Annotated in this window: 23 protein-coding genes, 1 tRNA gene, 1 pseudogene and 1 riboswitch; of the genes and pseudogenes, 17 read left to right on the forward strand and 8 right to left on the reverse strand. The window is 37.0% G+C overall.

The genetic code is table 11. The features are described from left to right. Positions 1-17 precede the first annotated feature (17 nt). A complete protein-coding gene (locus M1D60_RS06165) occupies positions 18-341 on the forward strand; it encodes an MTH1187 family thiamine-binding protein (RefSeq protein WP_456278294.1) in 324 nt (107 codons plus the stop codon). A 112-nt stretch (positions 342-453) separates the two neighbouring features. On the opposite strand, the gene M1D60_RS06170 is transcribed toward M1D60_RS06165, so the two are convergent. Then, on the reverse strand, positions 454-627 hold the full coding sequence (locus M1D60_RS06170; RefSeq protein ID WP_456278295.1) for a DUF2759 domain-containing protein: 174 nt from the start codon (positions 625-627) through the stop codon (positions 454-456). Between the two features lie 95 nt (positions 628-722). Then, the gene (locus M1D60_RS06175) at positions 723-1199 is read right to left on the reverse strand and encodes a hypothetical protein (protein ID WP_456278296.1); all 477 of its coding nucleotides are present in this window, start codon (positions 1197-1199) and stop codon (positions 723-725) included. Between the two features lie 87 nt (positions 1200-1286). Here M1D60_RS06175 and M1D60_RS06180 point away from each other — a divergent pair, with 87 nt between their 5' ends. Both M1D60_RS06180 and M1D60_RS06185 read left to right on the forward strand, forming a co-directional pair. Continuing rightward, the gene (locus M1D60_RS06180; protein ID WP_456278297.1) at positions 1287-1922 is read left to right on the forward strand and encodes an MBL fold metallo-hydrolase; all 636 of its coding nucleotides are present in this window, start codon (positions 1287-1289) and stop codon (positions 1920-1922) included. A 1-nt stretch (position 1923) separates the two neighbouring features. Then, positions 1924-3030: a class I SAM-dependent methyltransferase gene (locus tag M1D60_RS06185; protein ID WP_456278298.1), complete on the forward strand. Its 1107-nt coding sequence runs from the start codon at positions 1924-1926 to the stop codon at positions 3028-3030. 40 nt (positions 3031-3070) lie between these two features. Here M1D60_RS06185 and M1D60_RS06190 read toward each other — a convergent pair whose 3' ends face one another. Together M1D60_RS06190 and M1D60_RS06195 are read right to left on the reverse strand one after the other, a co-directional pair. After that, complete coding sequence (locus M1D60_RS06190) at positions 3071-3316, reverse strand: DUF2626 domain-containing protein (RefSeq protein ID WP_456278299.1); 246 nt, start codon at positions 3314-3316, stop codon at positions 3071-3073. Between the two features lie 496 nt (positions 3317-3812). Then, positions 3813-3884: transfer RNA gene (locus M1D60_RS06195), tRNA-Gln, on the reverse strand. 233 nt (positions 3885-4117) lie between these two features. On the opposite strand from M1D60_RS06195, the gene comGA reads away from it, so the two are divergent. The 9 genes from comGA to M1D60_RS06240 all read left to right on the forward strand — a co-directional run bounded on the left by comGA (position 4118) and on the right by M1D60_RS06240 (position 9206). After that, positions 4118-5185 carry a competence type IV pilus ATPase ComGA gene (gene comGA / locus M1D60_RS06200; RefSeq protein ID WP_456278300.1) on the forward strand — a complete coding sequence of 356 codons (1068 nt, stop codon included), beginning with the start codon at positions 4118-4120 and terminating at the stop codon, positions 5183-5185. Next, positions 5169-6206 (forward strand): competence type IV pilus assembly protein ComGB, encoded by a 1038-nt coding sequence (gene comGB / locus M1D60_RS06205; protein WP_456278301.1) that lies wholly within the window; start codon positions 5169-5171, stop codon positions 6204-6206. The genes comGA and comGB overlap by 17 nt, the downstream gene beginning before the upstream one ends. A 12-nt stretch (positions 6207-6218) precedes the next feature. Continuing rightward, entirely contained in the window at positions 6219-6527 is a 309-nt protein-coding gene (comGC, locus tag M1D60_RS06210; RefSeq protein ID WP_456278302.1) for a competence type IV pilus major pilin ComGC, read from the forward strand. Further along, the gene (gene comGD, locus M1D60_RS06215; protein ID WP_456278303.1) at positions 6511-6957 is read left to right on the forward strand and encodes a competence type IV pilus minor pilin ComGD; all 447 of its coding nucleotides are present in this window, start codon (positions 6511-6513) and stop codon (positions 6955-6957) included. Before comGC ends, comGD begins: the two co-directional genes overlap by 17 nt. Beyond that, a complete protein-coding gene (locus tag M1D60_RS06220; protein ID WP_456278304.1) occupies positions 6944-7297 on the forward strand; it encodes a hypothetical protein in 354 nt (117 codons plus the stop codon). Before comGD ends, M1D60_RS06220 begins: the two co-directional genes overlap by 14 nt. Further along, positions 7291-7734 (forward strand): competence type IV pilus minor pilin ComGF, encoded by a 444-nt coding sequence (comGF, locus tag M1D60_RS06225; RefSeq protein ID WP_456278305.1) that lies wholly within the window; start codon positions 7291-7293, stop codon positions 7732-7734. Before M1D60_RS06220 ends, comGF begins: the two co-directional genes overlap by 7 nt. After that, positions 7727-8101 carry a competence type IV pilus minor pilin ComGG gene (gene comGG, locus M1D60_RS06230; protein ID WP_456278306.1) on the forward strand — a complete coding sequence of 125 codons (375 nt, stop codon included), beginning with the start codon at positions 7727-7729 and terminating at the stop codon, positions 8099-8101. Before comGF ends, comGG begins: the two co-directional genes overlap by 8 nt. Before the next feature lie 255 nt (positions 8102-8356). Beyond that, positions 8357-8857, forward strand: a complete 501-nt coding sequence (locus tag M1D60_RS06235; RefSeq protein ID WP_456278307.1) for a shikimate kinase — start codon at positions 8357-8359, stop codon at positions 8855-8857. Positions 8858-9014: 157 nt separating this feature from the next. Beyond that, positions 9015-9206, forward strand: coding sequence for a YqzE family protein (locus tag M1D60_RS06240; protein ID WP_456278308.1), 192 nt, complete (start codon positions 9015-9017; stop codon positions 9204-9206). 29 nt (positions 9207-9235) lie between these two features. On the opposite strand, the gene M1D60_RS06245 is transcribed toward M1D60_RS06240, so the two are convergent. Beyond that, complete coding sequence (locus tag M1D60_RS06245) at positions 9236-10057, reverse strand: YqhG family protein (RefSeq protein ID WP_456278309.1); 822 nt, start codon at positions 10055-10057, stop codon at positions 9236-9238. Further along, positions 10044-11726: a DEAD/DEAH box helicase gene (locus M1D60_RS06250; RefSeq protein WP_456278310.1), complete on the reverse strand. Its 1683-nt coding sequence runs from the start codon at positions 11724-11726 to the stop codon at positions 10044-10046. Before M1D60_RS06250 ends, M1D60_RS06245 begins: the two co-directional genes overlap by 14 nt. A gap of 310 nt (positions 11727-12036) precedes the next feature. After that, positions 12037-12173, forward strand: a riboswitch (glycine riboswitch). Positions 12174-12395: 222 nt separating this feature from the next. Between M1D60_RS06250 and gcvT the strand changes: the two genes are divergently transcribed. From gcvT to gcvPB, 3 genes are read left to right on the forward strand one after another with little or no spacing between them, the layout of a single operon-like run. Continuing rightward, on the forward strand, positions 12396-13499 hold the full coding sequence (gcvT, locus tag M1D60_RS06255) for a glycine cleavage system aminomethyltransferase GcvT (protein ID WP_456278311.1): 1104 nt from the start codon (positions 12396-12398) through the stop codon (positions 13497-13499). A gap of 15 nt (positions 13500-13514) precedes the next feature. Continuing rightward, positions 13515-14861 carry an aminomethyl-transferring glycine dehydrogenase subunit GcvPA gene (gene gcvPA, locus M1D60_RS06260; RefSeq protein ID WP_456278312.1) on the forward strand — a complete coding sequence of 449 codons (1347 nt, stop codon included), beginning with the start codon at positions 13515-13517 and terminating at the stop codon, positions 14859-14861. After that, positions 14854-16314: an aminomethyl-transferring glycine dehydrogenase subunit GcvPB gene (gene gcvPB, locus M1D60_RS06265; RefSeq protein ID WP_456278313.1), complete on the forward strand. Its 1461-nt coding sequence runs from the start codon at positions 14854-14856 to the stop codon at positions 16312-16314. The genes gcvPA and gcvPB overlap by 8 nt, the downstream gene beginning before the upstream one ends. 182 nt (positions 16315-16496) lie before the next feature. On the opposite strand, the gene M1D60_RS06270 is transcribed toward gcvPB, so the two are convergent. Further along, positions 16497-17669, reverse strand: coding sequence for a histidine kinase N-terminal domain-containing protein (locus M1D60_RS06270; RefSeq protein ID WP_456278314.1), 1173 nt, complete (start codon positions 17667-17669; stop codon positions 16497-16499). A 117-nt stretch (positions 17670-17786) separates the two neighbouring features. Further along, entirely contained in the window at positions 17787-18164 is a 378-nt protein-coding gene (locus M1D60_RS06275) for a rhodanese-like domain-containing protein (protein WP_456278315.1), read from the reverse strand. Between the two features lie 230 nt (positions 18165-18394). Here M1D60_RS06275 and M1D60_RS06280 point away from each other — a divergent pair, with 230 nt between their 5' ends. Continuing rightward, on the forward strand, positions 18395-19231 hold the full coding sequence (locus M1D60_RS06280) for a lipoate--protein ligase family protein (protein WP_456278316.1): 837 nt from the start codon (positions 18395-18397) through the stop codon (positions 19229-19231). A gap of 341 nt (positions 19232-19572) precedes the next feature. Then, positions 19573-20361: pseudogene (locus tag M1D60_RS06285) on the forward strand (ribonucleotide reductase N-terminal alpha domain-containing protein); the annotation flags it as partial. Positions 20362-20513 lie beyond the last annotated feature (152 nt).

Genomic DNA, 20513 nt, shown 5'->3' on the forward strand with positions numbered 1-20513 from the left:
TGAAGAGGTGAAGAAACATGGCAATAGTGGATGTGACGGTTATACCAATTGGAACAGAGACACCAAGTGTTAGTAAATATGTTGCTGAGATTCAACAGATCCTTCGTCAATACGAGCAGGATGGCTTGATTTCTTTTCAATTAACACCGATGAGTACGTTAATTGAGGGTGATTTAAAGGTATTATTTGAGGTGATTCAGGCAATCCATGAAGCTCCATTTCAAGAGGGTATCCAAAGAGTAGCAACGAATATTCGAATTGATGATCGTCGAGATAAAAAAGTGAAAATGGATGATAAATTAGCAAGTGTGAAGAGTCAACTAGAAAAGCCATCAACATAATGTTGATGGCTTTTACACTTGGTTCATCACTTTGATTCGCAATAGTTGTTTAGAAAAAAGGATCATATCTATTTTTTCTATTTCTATTTACTCGCCTACAAAATAGTTAGTATTAATGTGCAACAGGGAATCCATGATGAATTAAAGTCATGACAGTAAACCAACCAAATACAACTAATGTGCCTGCAGCAAATCCTAAACCTAGAATATTCTTTTCACGTAATGAACGTACCAATCCGACTACAGATAATAAAGTTACTAATGCAAAAATAATAATTAAGCCCATGAAAAATACCTCCTTTTGCTAGTTTTTACATGAGAGGTTTATTTTCGACCTATCGATAAGACCTCTAGCATATGTAGTCATTTACCAATCTTATTTTAATCGTTTTCTTGCAATTTGTCGAGTTCAAATAAGTTAATTGCAATGTTATATGAACTTGCAATTTTTGTAATTAAATCATGATGATGGTGATCTATAAAATAATTGCGACCATCATGAGCGATGAGATGTTCAAGAAATTGTAACAAAGCCATTTCTTTTTCAACTTTACCGGCCTTTGTGATCGTGAATCCTAAAGTCATACTAGTAAATAAATAGTAGTTAGAATTAGTGGAAAACCCATAATCATTAAAAGCGTCGTATAAAATGGGATTTTCTAATTTAAAAAGGGTATGAACGGACTCGATAATTGAAAATTCTACTAGTTCTTTTTCCAAGATAACAATGTCCACAATAGATGAAAAAATATAAAATTGTTGGTGACGTTCTTTAAATGAAGGTGTAATTGATAAAAAAGGCTCGATTATATCATGGTGGTCCTCATTTTTTAACTCAATTGCTATTAAATTATCCATTTGCTTCCTTCCTCATACACGACTCTTTTAGTTTCCCTTCTTTTTAGTGTAGAATAATGGTAGTCATTTGTAAACGGAGGTAAAAACATGAAGTGGAGAAGAATGCCTTTAGGGCCTATTCAAACGAACGCTTATTTTATTTGGAATGAACAAAAGGAATGCTTAATCATTGACCCAGGTGCTGAGCCACAGAAAATAGCAGCTTTTATGAATGAGTTTAAATTAAAGCCGATTGCTATTTTACTCACACACGCTCATTATGATCATATTGGAGCAGTCGACGATGTCCGGTTTAAGTGGGACATCCCAGTTTATATACATAAAAAAGAGAAGGATTGGCTTGTGGATCCGCAATTAAACTTATCAGCACGGACACCATACTCAGATGAAATAGTTTTGAAAAAAGCTGATCATCTTATAAGTGCAGAAGGAGAGTTACAAGTAGGTTCATTCCTATTTCATATATATGAAACACCTGGCCATTCACCAGGTAGTGTTTCTTTTTATTTTGAAAAGGAGCAGCTTGTGTTCTCTGGTGATGCCTTATTTGAAGGGAGTATCGGGAGAACGGACTTACCAGGAGGTAATCAGGATGTACTCTTAGCTAGCATTCATAAAAAACTTCTTGTCCTTCCTGAAGAGACATTAGTCCTCTCAGGGCATGGTAGGGAAACAACAATTCAGCAAGAAATGGATTCCAATCCATTTTTAAATGGCTATTAATATGCAAGAAGTGTTTGAATCTATAGAACAGGCTGAAACCCATTCTATTTCCTATTCAGCCTTCATGAAATTAGCATTATATCACCCGACAAAAGGGTATTACATGAAGGATCAGACAAAAATCGGAAAAACAGGTGATTTTTACACATCTAGCTCTGTTTCTCCGATTTTTGCGGAAATGATGGCTTCACGATTCATCAAGCTTATTAACGAACAAGTTATTGAGCCGGTTATTATTGAAATGGGTGGTGGGAATGGTAGGTTTGCAAGGCAGGTTCTCAAGACCTGGCAAAGCGAATCAAATGATACATATAAAGAAGGACACTATTATATAGTTGAAAGTAGTCCTTACCACCAGTCATTAATCCAACAAGAGGTCAAAGAATTTCAAAATGTAACGATCGTTTATAGCTTGGAGGAAATACAAAAAATATATGAGAAGTATAACGGAATCATCTTTTCTAATGAATTTTTTGATGCCTTTCCCGTTGATGTTATTAGAATGGTTGATAACGAGGTAGTGGAGGTTCGCATTTCTGCAAATGAACAGAACAAACTGGTAGAAACCTTAGTTCCTCTTAATAAAAGCCTAACCAATTTCATCGATGAATATCAGATTACTGTATCAGAAGGGCAAACCTATGAGATTCCTAAAGAGATGTGTTCGTTTATTAGAGAATTAGGTGAATGGATAGAAAAAGGGATTGTGATTACGATTGATTATGGGTATCTAGATGAGGAATGGAGCTTACCTTTTCATAAGGATGGTAGTTTACGAGGGTACTATCAGCATCAGCTTATTGAAAATCCATTAGTTCATGTAGGTGAGATGGATTTAACTACTCATATTCACTTTGATAAATTAATAAGAGCTGGACAGGAAATTGGACTTGATTTTTATAAAATGTATCGTCAAGACGAATTCCTACTGAAAGCTGGAATCTTAGAAGAGCTAAAGGAGCATGATGACCGGAATCCTTTTTCTGAAGCTAGTAAAAGAAACCGTGCGATACGCTCTCTTCTTGTTCAAGGTGGGATTAGTAGTTCATTCCATGTTGTAATCCAAACAAAAAATGTCCAAAAAGAAGTAGTCGAGGAAATCATATAAAAAGCGATGGGGGTTAGCCCATCGCTTTTTATATACAGTATTAGTGACCACCTGTTCCAGGGACCATCATAAATGTTGTCCAGTACGTAAATCCAATAAAGAAAACGGTCAAATAAGCACCGAAAATATAAATATACATACGTTCTGAAAGATTTAAAAAGCCTAATAATACAAAAAATGCAGTTTGTCCGAAGAATAGTAATGAGGTTTGGTACATATCACCAAGATAGAACATGACTGCAAATATACCAGTCCAAAACCCCATAACACGGTACATACGATCCATATGTATCCCTCCTTTTGCCCTTATCCATATACTTTTCCATTATAATGGACGTTCTCCCGAATGTAAATATAAGAAGCATTCATGATTGTGACTTATTTTTGAAGTTTCTTCTAAAATTGTTAATGGCTTTTCGTAAAGTGATTAACTTTCTAAAACTTTGTTGCTATTTTAACAAAAAAAATGGATTTATACTGGGTCCGTTGATTTCCGCTGCAGGCACTCGCTTTCCGCGGGGAGGGATGTGAGCTTCCTCGGCTGCGCCTGTGGGGTCTCACACTTCCCTCATCTCCAGAGAAAAAGCTCTTTCCTTTTTCCTTGCAGGAGTCGAGTGCCTTCCGCTCCAATCAACTCATTGTGTTAACAAAGTTGTTCAAATAGCAACAATCCACGAAAATAGCCTTTAAAAAGAGTCGCTATTTTAATTGTTACAAAAATTTAGCATCTTCCGTAGAAATGAGCTAAATAAAAAGGAGGTAAAAAATACCTCCAATAGGAACTGGGCTAGCTGGATTCGAACCAACGCATGACGGAGTCAAAGTCCGTTGCCTTACCGCTTGGCTATAGCCCATCGTTACTAAATATCATTCCCGGTCTATATAAAAATATGTACTAATTTTATTATCTTTCTGTCAGGCTCCAGGATTATGCTCAATATTCAGTAGATTAGTGACCCTTCAATACCCTGTTAGAACCTAACATGCTACTTAAGTAGAAATTTAAAAAAATTTTTATGATTAGCAGGAATTAGTCGAAGCTTGTAGAAAATTACCTATGTAAATAAATTGAAAGTTGGTGATGTACTTGAGCATGGTAGAGCATCATGCAGAGAGAATCATTCACGAAGCCTTTAATGAAGGGATTACAGACATCCACTTTGTTCCACGTAAGGATGACTGTCAAATTAAGTATCGCTTCGGGAATGACCTTAGTATTAAAGAAAATGTATCAAAATCTCATGCAACAAAGTTGATCTCTCACTTTAAATTCCTTGCCTCGATGGATATTGGTGAAAAACGAAGACCGCAAAACGGTTCCCTTATGCTCTCTGTCTATGAAAAGTTGATCAACCTTAGACTTTCCACCTTACCAACTCCCTATGATGAAAGCTTAGTCATTCGCCTTCTTCCTCAAGAAGACCCCTTTCCCATTTCAGAACTTTCTTTGTTTCCAAAGACCACTACAATCCTTCAGTCATTAATGCTGAATAAGCATGGATTAATTATCTTTACCGGTCCAACTGGTTCAGGTAAAACGACTACTCTTTATTCACTTCTTCATGCTTCGAACAAAGCCACCCATCGAAATGTCATTACATTAGAAGACCCTATTGAAAAGCATACTGATCATTTATTGCAGGTACAAGTAAATGAAAAAGCTGGAATCACGTATTCTTCAGGTTTAAAGGCAATTTTACGACATGATCCTGACATTATCATGGTTGGTGAAATAAGAGATGAAGAAACTGCTCAAACGGCTATTCGAGCATCGCTTACAGGGCATTTAGTTTTAACAACTATGCATACAAAAGATGCGAAAAGTGCCATTTACCGTTTAAAGGAATTTAATATTTCTTTGCAGGAAATTGAGCAAACCTTACTAGCAGTTGCAGCACAACGACTACTTGATTTAAAATGCCCATTTTGTGGCGAAGATTGTAAGTCTATGTGTAGGAAATTAAGAAAAAGTAAGCGAATCAGCGTCTATGAATTATTATATGGCCAATCTTTACTTAGTGTAATGAATGAAGCAAAAGGGATTGATTCCGTTTATTCTTACCCGACTTTTCCATACTTAATCAATAAAGGAATTGCTCTTGGATATTTACCTTTTAACAGTATGGAGGGATGGAAGCATGAACAAAAGGTCTAATGTGTGGACCCGTAATGAACAAGTGAAGCTTCTAAAACAGCTGAGCCTTCTCTTAGAGCGGGGATATCCTTTGTTAGAGGCTTTACCTATACTGATGATTCATCTGCCGCTAAATAAACAAACACGACTTAATGAAAGAATACAGGAGATGAAAGATGGTATATCCTTTCATGATGCATTAGTGAAGCTCTCTTTCCACCGGGATGTACTAGGTTATCTGTTCTTTGCTGAAAAACATGGCGACCTAAGTTTCGCGTTAAAAGAAGCAAGTCAGTTACTAGAAGTTAAGGTTAGCTACTATAATCGCTTGATAAAAATTTTACAATACCCATTAATCTTAATTGGGATTACCCTCACCTTAATTTTCATGATTAATCACTTTTTACTCCCACAGTTTTCACATGTATTCGAAACAATGAGTATTCAAAATAACCTCTTCCTGTTCTTTGTGATGATGATCTCCACATGGCTTCCACGTATGTTCCTTGCTTTGCTCCTTTCATTGCTCATTCTATCTCTCATATTCGCGATTCGATTTAAAAGAGTAACAGTTGTAGAAAGATGGAGGTACCTTCGTCGATTACCAGTTTATGGGTCAACCCTTTGTAAATTTTATTCACAATATTTTGCTATGCAGCTTAGTCAGCTCCTAAAAGGAGGACTTTCAGTTAACGAAGCTCTTTCTCTATTTGAAAGCCAAAATTATTTCACTTTGTTTAAAGAGGAAGCTAGTCAAATAAAAAAAGAGTTAAGAAGTGGGGAGTCGCTAGCAGCAATTATCCAGTCTCGGGATTATTTTGAAGAGGAGTTATCCAAATCCATCGCATTCGGTTCTCTTAATGGAGAACTAGCTCGAGAACTTTACCATTATAGTAAGCTCTCTTCGGAAGCTTTAGAGGAATATATCAATAAAAAAATTGCCATCATTCAACCAAGTATCTTTATAGCAATTGGGCTTATGATTATGGGGATTTATATGGCAATTATGCAGCCGGTTTTTCAAATGCTAAATGATTTATAGGAGGAAATATAGATGAATGATAAAGGATTTACATTAATTGAGATGATGATTGTGTTATTAGTTATTTCCATTTTAATTATTATTACGATTCCGAATTTAACGAAACAGCAAGCGGTAATCAGAAACAAAGGCTGTGATGCTTATATAAATATGGTTCAAGCTCAAGTAGAAGCCTATAAAATGGAAAATGAAACATCTATAAGCCCGACAATAGCTGAAATGAAGAGTGGAGGCTATATTCCTAGCATTGAATGTCCAAGTGGAGAGACGTTACAGATTACAAGCAGTGGAGAGGTAACAACCATTGTTACGGTTCCCTAAGGAAGATGGTTTTACATTAATGGAAATGTTGATCGTCTTGTCGATCATTATCATGTTGGTGAGCTTTTCATTCTTTCATGTTCGGGCTGTCTATCAGGCTAGGGTTATCCAACAGTTCTTTGAGCAGCTACAACAGGATATATGGCTTGGTCAGCAATATGCAATCAGCCACTCTAAAGGTGTGGAGCTAACATTTTATGAGACTGAAGATTTCTATGATATAAGGGAAGGCGGCGTGCGGTCACTAATTGTAAAACGGACGATAAAGAGTGAGGTTAAACTAAGACCTTTAACGATTACGAATCCAATTAAGTTTAATGCTGGAGGAAACATAAATAGTCCTGGGTCCATGTATGTGACTTATCATCACCATACCTATAAGGTTACTTTTTTATTAGGAAGAGGGCGCTTTAGAATTGAGAAACTCTAAGGGAATAAGTTTATTAGAGACAGTAATAGCCAGCGGAATCCTATTCTTTGTGATTATGCTAGTGCTGCCCCAGCTTTATTTAATTTCGATTGAAAGAAAGAATTTAGTGTTGGAAAATTTTGCACGGAAAACACTTAATGAAAAATTATTTACTCAATCCATCAATAGAGATACTGAATTAAATGAAATCGTAATCTTCAACCGAATCCCACTTGAGTTAATGATTAGAGCAAAAAGAGAGGAAGAAAATAACGAAATTTGGACTTATCATGGCTGTATAAAGTGGACTGATTTATTAAAACAAACAAAGCAGAAATGTGGGAGTATTTCAGAGTGGTGAGCTTAAAACGTAATGGATATACCTTACTTGAGATGTTACTTGTCCTTTTGATCATCATTACCATCTGCTCTCTTATTCCACTTGTGTTTTCCATCCTAGAGAAGTGGATTGAAAAGCCTAGTAGTCTTCATCCTTTTGAGTGGGAGGTTGCTACAGCTCAGCTTGGTTTTGATATCAGAGAAGCGAATATAATTAGAATAGAGGGGGAGAGGTTAGTGCTTGTGGACATAAACGGCTATGAAACCTCTTATGAATCTTATCAGAATAACGTAAGAAGAAGAGTAAACGGAACGGGCCATGAAATTATTTTACAAAATATAAGAACGGCAAGGTACCACTATATTGATAGTGGTATTATGGTTACCGTGGAGGATCTTGATGGAACTGAATATACGGTCAAACTTTTTCGTTGGAATGAAGTGGTGAACAGTGAATAATGAAAAAGGATATATTCTACCCTTTGTCTTAGTACTTAGTCTGTTGCTATTCTTTCTACTTTCACATCAAGTTTCAATTTATATAACTGATGTACGGTTTTATAAAGAAAAGTTTGAATGGTATCATCTTGAAAGATTAATTCAAAAAACGATGGCTGGATTAGAAGTGTCCGTTGAACATGGAGATTTTAAAAACAAGGAAATGACGTTCGAAGAAGGGAAAGCTATCATTCAATTCTCTACAGTTTCTACTACTGAGAAAAGGATTGATATAACTGTCCAAACGAACAATAGGAGAAAGAGTAGTGTCATTCTACATTATCATTTATTGGAAAATAAGCTAATTAAATGGACAGAAGCCAGATAATTTTGTAGCCAATGACTTTTGAAATTTGATACGATTATTAAAATTAAAGCTGTGTTATAGTACCGTGTTGATTTTTAGCAGAGTTGATTGAAGTGGAAGGACGCGAGACTCCTGCGGGAGAAGCGTGGTGAAGGAGACCCCGCAGGCGGAAACGCCGAGGAGGCTCCCGAACCCGCCCGCGGAAAGCGAGTGTCCTGAAACGGAAATCAACAACTAACTTTAACAGAGCCAAAATTAAAAACATAAGGTGATGATATGAAAACTATTTACTTAACAGGATTTATGGGATCAGGAAAAACAACAATTGGTAGAGAACTAGCTAACTACTTACAGCTACCCGTTATTGATACAGATGAGCATATTGTTAAAGATACTGGTTTATCGATCAGGGAAATTTTCTCAACATATGGAGAAGCGCATTTTAGAGATTTAGAGGTGAAAACCCTCAAATTATTACCAACAACCAATTCAGTGGTGACTACAGGAGGGGGAATGGTTGTAAAAGATGAGAACAGGAAGTGGATGAGGGAGAACGGGTTATTGGTTTACCTTCATTGTGATTTTGAGGTGATCTGGGAAAGACTAGCTCATGATCAAACTCGACCGCTAGTAATTAATTCTGAAAAAGCGCAGATTCAAAATCTGTATAACCAGAGACAGAGTGCTTATCATGATTATGATTTTAAGATTGATACAACATCTATGCATAAAGATGAAGTTGTTAAACAGTTGGCTGAAATGATTAAAAAGCAATGATACAGACTATACTAGTAAAAGTTTACCTCTGTCCTGTCCAGCTTTGCTAGCGATAAACATCTTAAAGAAGTTAGTAATGACCTGGTTCAACGGACTATCAATCATGAAGGAAAACCCTTCTAGATTGAAGTTTCACTTTGAAAATTAGGTGGTTTGTATGACATTAAATGATTTTATTAAATACCTAACACAGCAATTTGTTTCTTATTTGGATAAACCAAAGCAACAACGAAAACAAACAAAGCAAGACCGTAAATCTACACAGCCTCCATTACTATCCCGTTGGTTTGGAATCGTACCGCTTGGATTTATGTTGTTTATGAAAAAGGAAAAAAAATCAAAAAAATAAGAAAGCCCATTCTTGGGCTTTCTTATTTTTTAATTATTCTGCTTAACCTTCACGGCCTCTTGGGATAAGTAAAAGATTCCACCATTAATAATCGATACCTTTACCTTAGGTTCATACTGTTCTTTTAACGCCTGCTTTTCGACTTCATAGGATTCAGGTTTTTCCTCGATGTCCTCATAAAAATGATTCAGTAGGCGAAGGTCCTGGTCCCAACGTTCTCTAGCCTCGTTTGCCCATGTATGGTCATCATGATCGATGATGGAACGAATCGTTTGTTTAACACGTGCAACGCCACTTTGAGGCTTAATGATCGGTGTTAAAGTAAAGCAGAAATCTGGGATTTTAGGTGTTAAAGATAAGTGGTTGAGCTGGTCCTGAAAATGATCAATAATCATTCCATTAATTAGACTTAAACCTACTGATAAGATGACATCTCTAGTTTGATCGGATTGATAGGATATTTTTAAATTTAACCCCAGCCAAGGGTGGAGCGGTACACTATTTTTAGTAAAGGTAGGTTGCTTCACCTCTTCATACAATCTAATATGACTAGCTAATACTTTAGTGGACTGGAATATTTGGTGTAAGCGGGGAGAACCAAAATAAATTGCTTCTCCTTTATTATCACCTGTAGTAACTTTTGTAGGATCGGTTAAAAATGCTAGTGTGGCTGGATTGGGAGTCCCTCCTGTTTTTTCTAGGTAATGCCAGTAAAAGGGACGGTTCATTAATTCCTTATCCATGTTAATTGTAAGCTGTACATTAAGGTAGCCTGCTGAATTTTCAACAATCTCACATTCATTTGCAATAAAATATCTCTCTAAAAATTGGTGGATCTCATGTTGCTGCATAATTCTCATCCTCTTCCACGTCTTGTTGGGCAAAATCAATATATGAAGCTAGATTCTCCATCTTCACTCTTATTTCTCCATCTGTTTTTGAGTGAGACAGAATATCTTGAATATGGTCTTCAATATTGCCGAAATCAAGCCTTGTCAATATTTCATCTAATTCTCCAACGACTCGCTCAAACAGGTTGATTTTTTCATATAGAAGCTTCAATATATGCTCTTCGACAGTGTCTTTAATGGTAAAATTATAAATATGAACATCCTTCTCTTGACCCAGTCTATGAATACGACCAATTCGTTGCTCTAATCGCATCGGGTTCCATGGTAAGTCATAATTAATGATATGCTGACAAAATTGAAGGTTAATCCCTTCTCCACCAGCCTCTGTAGCTATTAGAACTTGTGCCTTATTCTTAAATAGCTCCTTCATCCAATCCTTTTTGCCCCTTTTAAATCCTCCTCGAAAAGGGACAGAAGAAATTCCATGCTGCTGAAGAAACCACTGAAGATAAAGCTGAGTGGCCCGATACTCAGTGAAAACTATTACCTTTCCATTTATCTCCTTGACAAGCTCCACTACTTTTTCAGCCTTTGCATTAGTAGATATTGCTCCAATCTTTTCCATCAAATCCTCTACCAAAGTTTCCACATATGAATTTCCTTCACTTTTGGATAGCATGTTCTTTAACGTATAATATACGGCTTCGCGGCTGCTACAAGCTTCACGTTGTAAGGTTATCAAAGAAAATTGACTTCCAATCTGGCCTTGGGCATTACGTTTATGTGCGTTAATGGTATCGTATAAATCTCGTTCTTCCGACGAAAATTCAATAGGTATCGTTTTGACATGCCTTTTTGGCCATTCAATGCCTGTATCACCACGTCTATTTCGAATCATCACTTTATTAACTAGTTCTTTTAGATGTTCATCATTATTTAACGAACGGTCTTTAGCATTATAGGATTCTTCAAAATTACTTTGACTACCTAGGTGTCCGGGTTTTAACAGAGAAACTAGATTGAAGATCTCCTCCACCCTATTTTGGATGGGGGTTGCTGTAAGTAATAGGCAAAATTTCTTTTTTAACATTTGTACAAATTCATAGTTTTTCGTTTTATTGTTCTTTAGTTTATGTGCCTCATCAATAATAATTAGGTCATAGTTCTGGTCAAAAATAATATCCCGGTGTGGAGCTCTCTTGGCCGTATCAATGGAGGAGACAACAACGTCACATTGCTCCCAGACATAGCTTTTCTTCTGCCCAACAGCAGGAATGAAAAATTTCTGATTAAGTTCTATGACCCACTGAGAGACAAGTGAGGCAGGAACAAGGATTAACACCTTCTTTACTAAACCACGAATCATATATTCTTTTAAAATTAAACCAGCCTCAATCGTTTTTCCTAAACCAACCTCATCTGCAAGAATCGCTTTTCCATTCATCTTTTCTACTACATTTCTTGCAACCTCTAATTGGTGTGGCAATGGTTCTAGATTAGGGAGATGCTTTGGTGCTTGTAATCCTTCAAATTCAGGAATAGCGAGATGCTGCTCAACTTCATAAGCCAACTTATAAAGGTCCAAATGCGCCCATGGACCGTCATCTTCAAAGCGTTTATAAAAATCATCTTCCCATGTCTCATCAAATATGACCTCGACTTGATGCATCAAACACATTCCTTTCATAAAATAATCTATTTTTACAATGGAATAGTTAAGAGCTATTAGGGATATTGATCAGAATGAACATTCTATAGACTAAACCATATTCTTTACTGTGTGAAATTCAAATGAAATCAGTCTGTCATTTCCTAAACTCGAACAAAAAGACATAAAACTTAAAAATAGTTTGTCTTTACGTTTAAAAGTATATTGCCCTGTTGCTAGTTTTAATGGTAGGATAATTATAGTTTTTACAAGTAAAATTGCTCACTTTTTAATTAGTATAGCCATAAATTAGCAAAATTATATAAGGCGAATGAGAATAAGAGGAGAGACTACAAAAACCAAAGGGATTGAATCATCGAAGTGATGTAGATTTTGGTTATAAATGTAGCGCCGAAGGAGCAAGCGAATCATCGTGAATCTCTCAGGCAAAAAGACTCTTGTTTGACGCTACTCTGGAGAGCGTTCGTAAGGCTTATTAGATGAACCACCAAAGAGGAAATGCGAAAGCAAAACTTTCAGGTGCCCAGGACAGAGATTATTCATATTTTTATATGGATATCTCTGTCCTTTTTTTGTCTAGGATTAATAAGACTTATTTGGATAGGATATAACATTGCTTTATGGCTACCCTAAGAAACTTTGTTTGTTACATATAAAAGGAGGAAGCATATGTCTGAGCTTAAGCGAACACCTTTATTTGAAGTATACCGAGAATTTGGGGGTAAAACGATCGACTTTGGTGGTTGGGACTTACCTGTCCAATTCTCAAGCATTAAGGAAGAGCACGAGGCAGTTCGAGAGCGTGCAGGATTATTTGATGTCTCTCACATGGGAGAGTTTGAAGTAAAGGGTTCGGACAGTTTGGACTTTTTACAAAAAATGATGACAAACGATGTTTCAAAGCTAGTAGTTGGAAAAGCTCAATATACCGCTATGTGTTATGAAACTGGAGGTACGGTTGATGATTTGCTAATTTATAAAAGAGCAGATCAAGATTATCTTCTCGTTGTTAATGCTTCCAATATTGATAAGGATTTTGACTGGTTACAGTCTCACTTATCTGGTGAAGTTGAATTAACAAACGTATCTGAGCAAACTGCTCAGTTGGCGATTCAAGGCCCGTTAGCAGAAACTGTTTTACAAAAACTTACGAAAACTCCACTTCATGAAATTGGCTTCTTTAGCTTTAAAGAAGGTGTTGAGATTTCTGGTATTCCCGCGTTAGTTTCGAGAACAGGCTATACAGGTGAAGATGGCTTCGAAATCTACTGTAGTACGGAAGATGCCGTTGCTTTATGGAACGCCATTTTAGAAAATGGTAAGGAAGAAGGAGTTCTGCCTTGTGGTCTTGGGGCTCGTGATACCCTTCGATTTGAAGCAAACCTTGCTCTATATGGACAGGAACTATCGAAGGATATTACCCCTCTAGAAGCAGGAATTGGCTTTGCGGTCAAGCTTCAAAAAGAAGCAGATTTCTTTGGTAAAGAGGCAATGCTAAAGCAAAAAGAGCAAGGGTTAACAAGAAAACTTGTGGGTATCGAAATGATTGAAAAGGGTATTCCACGTCATGACTATGAAGTATATGCCGGGGATCAGCAGATCGGGTTTGTCACAACAGGAACTCAGTCTCCAACACTTAAAAAGAATATTGGTTTAGCACTACTCGATACTTCCTACACAGAATTAGACACAGAGGTTGAGGTACAAATTAGGACGAAGCGATTAAAAGCAAAGGTCGTCCAAACACCATTCTATAAGCGTCCAAAAAAGTAACCGGGAGGAACCACTATGAAGCATCGCTATTTACCGATGACTGAGCAAGACCAGCAAGAAATGCTAAAAGCAATTGGTGTCGACTCAGTTGATGAATTATTCCAAGATATTCCTGAGAGTGTCCGTTTTAAGGGTGAGTATAATATTAAGCCTGCCAAATCTGAAACGGCGTTAATGAAGGAACTAACGGAACTAGCAAATAAAAGTTTGAATATTAAAGATAATCCATCTTTTTTAGGAGCTGGGGTATACGATCATTACATTCCCGTTATTGTAGATCATGTTATTTCTCGCTCTGAATTTTATACAGCTTATACTCCATATCAGCCGGAAATTTCGCAAGGAGAGCTTCAAGCTATCTTTGAATTTCAAACGATGATTTGTGAATTGACAGGAATGGATGTTGCGAATTCTTCTATGTATGATGGAGGAACTGCATTAGCAGAAGCTGCTACTTTGAGTGCTGGGCAAACTAGGAACAAGAAAATTCTTGTGTCAGGTGCTGTTCACCCAGAATCTCGTGCCGTTTTACAAACATATGCAACCGGACAGCGACTAGAGGTTGTCGAAATTCCAGTTGTAAATGGAGTAACGGATTTAGAAGTTCTTAAAGAACAAATGAATGAAGAGGTTGCAGCAGTAGTGGTTCAGTATCCGAACTTTTTTGGTCAAATTGAACCTCTTAAAGACATTGAAGTCATTGCTCATCAGCACAAAGGGATGTTCATTGTATCAAGTAATCCTTTAGCACTTGGTGCATTAACACCACCTGGTAAGTTTGGTGCTGATATTGTAGTTGGGGATGCACAGCCATTTGGAATTTCAACACAGTTTGGCGGTCCTCACTGTGGTTACTTTGCGGTTTCTTCAAAGTTGATGAGAAAGGTACCAGGTCGTCTAGTTGGACAAACGACTGATGAACAAGGTAGACGAGGCTTTGTTTTAACATTACAAGCTCGTGAACAACATATTAGACGGGATAAAGCTACTTCGAATATTTGTTCAAACCAAGCATTAAATGCATTGGCTGCCTCTGTTGCAATGACAGCTCTAGGTAAAAAGGGAATAAAAGAGATTGCTATACAAAATATTCAAAAAGCACAATACGCAAAAAGAGCATTCCAACAAGCTGGTTTTGAAATCGCATTTTCTGGACCGTTTTTCAATGAATTTGTTGTAAAGCTTCCGTTGTCAGTTAGAGAGGCTAACCTTCAATTGTCTAAAAAGGGATTAATTGGTGGATATGATTTAAAGAGAGATGACGAGAACTTAGCGAATCATATGCTTGTCGCTGTAACAGAATTGCGTACGAAAGACGAAATTGACCGATTTGTAAAGGAATTGGGGGATTGTCATGCATAACGAAAACCAACCACTTATTTTTGAATTAAGCAAATCTGGTCGTGTCGGATATAGCCTGCCAGAATTAGATATCGAAGTCGTAAATGTAGAAGAAGTCATTCCAGCGGAATATCTTCGTACAGAAGAAGCAGAACTACCTGAGGTTTCCGAGCTTGATATCATGCGCCATTACACAGCGTTATCAAGAAGAAATCACGGTGTTGATTCTGGTTTCTATCCATTAGGATCTTGTACGATGAAGTACAACCCGAAAATTAACGAGAACGTGGCAAGATTCCCAGGATTCGCACATGTTCACCCGCTTCAAGAGGAAGAAACAGCACAGGGTGCAATGGGACTATTATTTGATTTACAAGAGCACTTAAAAGAAATTACAGGTATGGATGAGGTAACTCTTCAACCGGCTGCAGGTGCCCACGGGGAATGGACTGGATTAATGATGATTCGTGCTTACCATGAGGCAAACGGTGATTTTAACCGTACTAAAGTAATCGTCCCTGATTCAGCTCACGGAACAAATCCAGCTTCAGCAACAGTTGCCGGTCTTGAGACGATTACTGTTAAATCTGATGAGAATGGTCTAGTGGACTTAGAGGATTTAAAGCGAGTTGTTGATTCTGATGTTGCGGCTCTAATGCTAACGAACCCTAATACTTTAGGATTGTTTGAACAACATATTCTTGAAATGGCACAGATTATCCATGATGCTGGTGGGAAGCTCTATTATGATGGAGCCAACCTCAACGCAGTGTTAAGTAAAGCTCGCCCAGGAGATATGGGATTTGATGTTGTACACTTAAATCTTCATAAAACATTTACAGGTCCACATGGTGGTGGCGGTCCGGGTTCAGGTCCGGTAGGGGTAAAGGAAGACCTTATTCCTTATTTACCAAAGCCTGTATTAGTTAAAACGGAAGAGGGCTATCACTTTGAATATAACCGCCCACAATCAATAGGAAGAGTAAAGCCATACTATGGTAACTTTGGAATTAATGTTCGTGCATATACCTACATTCGTTCAATGGGTCCAGATGGATTAAAGGCAGTAACAGAGAATGCAGTTTTAAATGCAAACTATATGATGCGTCGTCTTGAGCCATATTTTGATCTTCCATATAAGCAACATTGTAAGCATGAATTTGTTCTATCTGGTAAACGACAAAAGAAGCTGGGTGTTCGTACATTGGATATCGCGAAGCGCTTATTAGACTTTGGCTATCACCCACCAACAATCTACTTCCCATTAAATGTGGAAGAAGCAATGATGATTGAGCCGACTGAGACCGAATCAAAGGAAACATTAGATGAATTTATTAACATCATGATTCAAATTGCGGGAGAAGCAGAAGAAAATCCTGAGATTGTTCAAGAGGCCCCTCATCACACCGTTGTTAGTCGACTTGATGAAACAACTGCGGCTAGAAAGCCGATTTTACGTTACCAAAAACAATAATTAGTAAGTAATAATAGCAAAAAACCTCATCTATCATGATAGATGAGGTTTTTTCGTTGTTTAGAAAGTTATAAAATTTATCACTCGTTGATAACTTGGGCTAGTGCATCTGAATCCGGCTCCAGCGCCCAGCCCCTCGAGGTCAAATAACCCTACATCAAGAAAAGGGAAAGAGCACCCTTTTATTGATGTAGGAACATTTGCTTGTCGGGGCTAAACGGGGCGCTTGCACCTTTTGTTCTTATGCTGTTTACCTGGTTATGTAATTGTATAGTAAAGGAGGTTCGCTCATCTGTTGAAATACAGGAAATGTTCCCCTGATGTTTCTCGATAATTTGCTGGCAAACAAAAAGGCCAAGTCCAGTGCCGAGCTTTTTGTCTGTAACAAATGGCTCAAAAATCGATACGATCTTCTCTTGAGGAATCCGTGGTCCGTTATTATGGATGGATAAGAATATATCATCATTTTGTAAATAACTATGGATTGTAATTCTTCGATCATTCTGTATTAGTTTTAGTGCATCAATGGAGTTCATTAGTAAGTTTAAAAACACTTGCCGAAACTCGTCACGGTATCCATAAAGGTTTACTTCTGAATCAATCGTGACTTCAATAAGTACGTTATTATCAACAATGGTTGGATAAAGAAACATTTCCACTTCTTTTACTAGGTATTCAAAGGAGAAGGATTCCTTCTCCTTACCAATCACTTCTTTTTTGGAGACTAGAAGGAACTGAGAGATTTGGTAATTTAGTTGCTCAAGCTCGTGTTGAATAACATGAAGATACTCAAGGGTAGGATTTTCTCTTTGTAGGAGTTTTATAAATCCTGTTATCGAAGTAAGTGGGTTTCGAAATTCATGTACGAAACTAGAAGCCATTTGTCCTAGTAATGTAAGTCTATCTTGATGTGTTTGTTGGATAAACGATTTTTTTTCATTTAAATCTTGATCCCTTAGCTCTGTATATCTCTTAACAGCGTGGTAAATAAATTCATCAAAACAGGAATTCATTCTATTAATGGTTGGCTGTAGGTCAATTAATGATATTTGCGAGTCGTATAGATGCTTAAAAATTTCACTTCTACCTAAATTTACATTGTAGATAAATTCACTGATGTTCACATTGGCTGTAGCTCTTTCCTCAGCTACCTTATAAGCAAGCGCTTGTAGTTGTTCTTCATCAAAATCATATCTTAAAAACAAAATGACGAGCTGAATCATTTTTCGGCCATTTGAAAATAGTTCTTCTTTATAAGGATCGTTATCAGCAACCAATACATTTTTTGACCATTTTTGCAGAAAATCCTCATAATTAGTTTCTAAAAATTCACAAAGTCTTTCTTCTACAGTCATTCTAGCACCACCTGAGATTTCCCGAAATAATATATTATAAATACTACATTTAACTTCAAAACCCTTTTATTTTCCAAAAAAAATAAACCCTTTATCAAAGGTTTATTTTAAGAAATCCTATTTACCTCGTTTTATTTTCCCACTCCAAAGGCGATAGCCGCCTTTAAGCTGGTATAAATCCTTTGCTCCTTTTCTTCTTAGAATCGAAGCAGCACGACCACTACGAATACCATTTTGACAATAGATATAAACGGGCTTATCTGGTCTAATTTCCTTATGACGCATTCTTAATTGAGATAATGGTATATTACGTGAGCCTAATATATGTCCACCTTCGAATTCCTTGGGTTCTCTAACATCTATTAATTGTGCTTTACGATAACCCTCTCTAAATTCCTCTTCAGTAAGCGTTTTTAATATTTTTCTTTGATATAGAAAAGTTACAACAGAATAAGCAATAATGGCTCCTAGTAAGATTAACAAAGCTGCTAGCATGAATCATCGACCCCTTTTTTATATATGAAGTACCTTGTAACGATTGTCGTTCTATAGCACTTTGTTCCAACTTAATGTTGGTAAGTGCTAAGAACTTGGTTTCTTTCGTTTTCCCTCTTCTATTATAGTAGGGCGGGACCAAAGATTCAAAGAACTTTTATATTTTCTTTTAAATTATTGGTTTCTTTTGATAGACTAAACATGCAAATAAAATAAAGAGGGTTATAAGTATGAATAAAAAACAATGGAGATATATTTATTCTGGGAGCTGTTCGCCATCATTCAATATGGCTTTAGATGAAGCTCTGTTAGATTGGCATAGTAAAGGACTCATTCCACCAACTATCCGCTTTTATGGATGGAATCCGGCCACCCTTTCAATCGGCTATTTTCAAAAAGTTGAAAAAGAAATTGATTTAGATATGGTCAAAAAACATAATCTTGGTTTTGTGAGAAGACCAACCGGTGGGAGAGGGGTCCTTCATGATCAAGAGCTAACCTATAGTGTGATCGTATCTGAAGAATACCCAGGTATGCCAAAAACTGTGACAGAATCCTACAGGGTCATTTCTGAAGGAGTGCTAGAAGGGTTTAAACTCCTTGGACTGGATGCCTACTTCGCTGTACCGCTAACAGATGATGAACGGGAAAGTTTAAAAAATCCACGGTCAGCAGTTTGTTTTGATGCCCCGTCCTGGTATGAGCTTGTTGTAGAGGGACGTAAGGTAGCGGGAAGTGCGCAAACAAGACAAAAGGGTGTTATTCTCCAACACGGATCAATCCTACTAGATATTGATGAGGATTTGCTTTTTAACCTGTTTAAATATCCTAGTGAAAAAGTAAAGGAGCGTATGCAACGTAACTTTAAAAACAAGGCCGTTGCAATTAATGCCTTACGAGACACCCCAGTTACAATTGAAGAAGCGATTGGAGCTTTTAAGGCAGGGTTTGAAAAAGGGTTAGATATTGAGTTAGAGCCTTATGAATTATCTGATGCTGAACATCAAGCCGTATTAACTATAGCGAATGAGAAATATGAAAGCGATGAATGGAATTTTAGAAGATAGTGGGGAAGTAGCTGGTTTAATGACTAGCTACTTTTTTATTGCTTATTTAATTTGATTTAATAAAAGAGATTGCAAGGACGAAAATAAGCCAAAATTCGTCATTAACTAACATTTTCTATCATATAGCTCATTTTCTCTCTTTTTTATCATCATTTTTATGTTTGACAAAATAAAGCTAATTTGCATTTACCACAATATATAGTATTGTCGAAAATTAAGTATATACTATATATTGATATTTTGTTTGAGAATATGATAAAGTATCAATATCGAAATTCGAGTTTGAACTAGATTACTAGAATTCTAACTCGATTAGTTTTAATAAGGGAGTTGTGTGAGAGTTGACTGTTGCGCTTGAAAAAACAATGAAAATTAATGTAGAAAGACTGAATGAGGATATTCGAGTTTTTCCACAAGTACATCCTATAACTGCTGATATGAGCATTACACATAAGGGTGTTTCACGCTTAGTTATGCTAGATCGTTATACCTTTAAGGATACGGAGAAAATTACATTAAGTAATGGAGACTTTGTTGTCCTGACGATTAAAGAAGATCCAAAATTTCCGGCTAGAGGATTAGGCTATATTGTAAGTATTGATTGGGAAACAAAAATGGCAAAGGTTCTAGTAGAAGAAGATTATCGTGATGTGTTGGACAAGCCAGAGGAAGTCGAAACGGGTATAATTAATCGCTCCTTAGACGTTATTGAAAAGCCACTAGAAGTATTTTATGAGCAGATTGCCAAGCGTAATGCCACAGGTCTTGCATCAGTAGAGAAAACGGAAGAGAAAAGACAAGAGTGGTTTGAGAAGTTCTATCATGAACTTGTCACAATGAACTTCGTACCGGCAGGACGTGTTCTTTATGGGGCTGGTGCTGATACAGATGTAACGTATTTTAATTGTTATGTGATGCCTTTTGTAAAGGATTCACGTGAAGGGATTTCAGAGCATCGTAAACAAGTAATGGAAATCATGAGTCGCGGTGGTGGAGTTGGAACAAATGGGTCCACATTAAGACCTCGTAACACATTAGCAAGAGGAGTAAATGGGAAATCTTCAGGTTCGGTTTCTTGGTTAGATGATATTGCTAAGTTGACACATCTGGTTGAGCAGGGTGGGTCCCGTTAACACCATGGCGGGATAAAAATCTCGTGAATTGCTGGAACACCCTTAGAGCTTTTTTCACTACAACGTGACTGGCAACAGTGAGCGTGAATGTTTGAAAAGAAGAAAGATTGGGCAATCAGCAGCGAAGGATCTTTGGAAACAAAGATCAA

Source organism: Bacillus sp. AK128 (assembly GCF_053903075.1).